The organism is Thauera phenylacetica B4P, assembly GCF_000310225.1.
GTDB lineage: Bacteria > Pseudomonadota > Gammaproteobacteria > Burkholderiales > Rhodocyclaceae > Thauera > Thauera phenylacetica.
On the sequence record NZ_AMXF01000424.1, the window covers coordinates 1 to 1,743 of the forward strand.

2 protein-coding genes and 1 pseudogene are annotated in these 1,743 nt (G+C 70.0%); 1 reads left to right on the top strand and 2 read right to left on the bottom strand.

Annotation, left to right across the window (positions count from 1 at the left end):
- A partial coding sequence (locus C667_RS22695) for an outer membrane protein assembly factor BamE (RefSeq protein WP_004387627.1) occupies positions 1–394 on the bottom strand: 394 nt, incomplete at its 3' end.
- Between the two features lie 249 nt (positions 395–643).
- Here C667_RS22695 and fur point away from each other — a divergent pair.
- Positions 644–1,084 carry a ferric iron uptake transcriptional regulator gene (gene fur, locus C667_RS22700; RefSeq protein WP_004387629.1) on the top strand — a complete coding sequence of 147 codons (441 nt, stop codon included), beginning with the start codon at positions 644–646 and terminating at the stop codon, positions 1,082–1,084.
- Between the two features lie 100 nt (positions 1,085–1,184).
- Here the strand turns inward: fur and C667_RS22705 are convergent.
- A pseudogene (locus C667_RS22705) lies at positions 1,185–1,743 on the bottom strand (DNA repair protein RecN); the annotation flags it as partial.

The following is a 1,743-nucleotide window of genomic DNA, read 5'->3' on the forward strand; positions in this document are numbered from 1 at the left end:
CGGGCGGGATCTCGACCACGCGCGAGCGCGGCTGCGGCGCCGCCGCCGCGTCGCCGGAGGCGGCGGCGACGTCGCCCTCGATCCGGTCGAGCACGTCGCCCGCAAAGAAGAGCGAGATCACGCGCTGCTGCGCCTCGCCGCTGCCGGGACGGAAGCGATAGACGTAGTCCCAGCGATCCGAGCGGAACATGTCGACCACCAGCGGCGAACCCAGCACGTAGCGCACCTGGTCGCGGCTCATGCCGCGGCGCAGCTGCGCGACCATCTCCTGGTCGACGTAGTTGCCCTGGCGGACGTCGATGCGGTAGGGGTCGACCAGGCCGACCACGGAGTCGAAGGAGCAGCCCGAGATCAGGCCGGAAGAGACGACGAGCGCAGCGAGGAAGGAACGCATGGGAGAGGGGGCGCCGGGATGCGACCGGGGTCGCAGTTCTCAGTTAGGGGCAAAAAATATAACATAGCCGCGATCGACGGCGCTCGACCGCCATTGCCGCGAAGTGGCCGGAGCCGCTCCCGCCCTCCGCGAACCATCCCGTTTCGCGTCGGTCAGGCTCTCCGGCGAGCGCCCGGTCAAGCGCCGGACACAAGGCCTTCGCAGGCGCCCGCAACCCGATCTCCCGCAAGCCAACTTCACCCAGAGCCCATGTCCGACAACTCCAGGAACCTGAAAAGCATCGGCCTGAAGGCGACCTACCCCCGCCTGAAGATCCTCGACCTCTTCCAGAGCTCGGAGCAGCGCCACCTGACCGCGGAAGACGTGTACCGCACGCTGATGAACGAAGGCATGGACATCGGCCTGGCCACGGTCTATCGCGTGCTGACACAGTTCGAGCAGGCCGGATTGCTCGAGCGCCACTACTTCGAGTCGGGCAAGGCGGTGTTCGAACTCGCCGAGGGCGGTCATCACGACCACCTGGTGTGCATGCAGTGCGGCAAGGTCGAGGAGTTCTTCGACGCCGAGATCGAACGCCGCCAGAACCAGATCGCCACCGACCGCGGCTTCGCGATCCGCGAGCACGCGCTCTACATCTACGCCGACTGCCAGCGCGAGCACTGCCCGAACCTCGAGCGCGAGAAGGACTGAATCGGCGCGGGGCCGAACGCAGCCCGCGAACACGCCCCTCGGGCACCCCGGACCTGCGCGCCCGTGTTCCCGGCGCGCACGCGTCGGGGATTCACCCGGGTCAGCGCCGGCCGAGCATCTCGGCGGCGTGCTCGCGCGTGGTCGCGGTGATATTCACGCCGCCGAGCATGCGCGCGATCTCCTCCACCCGTGCCGTGTCGTCGAGCGGCATCATCTCGCTCAGCGTCTCGCCCCCCTGATCGCGCTTGGCGATGCGCCATTGCCAGTCCGCGCAGGCCGCGACCTGGGGCAGATGGGTGACGCACAGCACCTGGCGGTCCTGCCCGAGGCGGGCGAGCAGCTTGCCGACGATCTCGGCGACGCGACCGCCGATCCCGACGTCGACCTCGTCGAAGATCAGCGTGGGCACCGCGCTGTCGCGGCTGGTGATGACCTGGATCGCCAGGCCGATGCGCGACAGCTCGCCGCCCGAGGCCACCTTGGCGAGGCTGCGCAGCGGCTGGCCGGCGTTGGCGGCGACGCGGAACTCCACCGCCTCGCCCCCCGCCGCGGAAGGCGCACAGGGCTCGAGCGCGACCTCGAAGCGGCCGCCCGCCATCGCCAGGTCCTGCATCGCGGCGGCGATCTCCGCCGAGAGCCGGCGCGCGGCGGGGATGCTC

Excerpts from the sequence above, each read along its gene's own strand:
- fur (WP_004387629.1), top strand. The coding sequence starts at position 644 with ATGTCCGACAACTCCAGGAACCTGAAAAGCATCGGCCTGAAGGCGACC.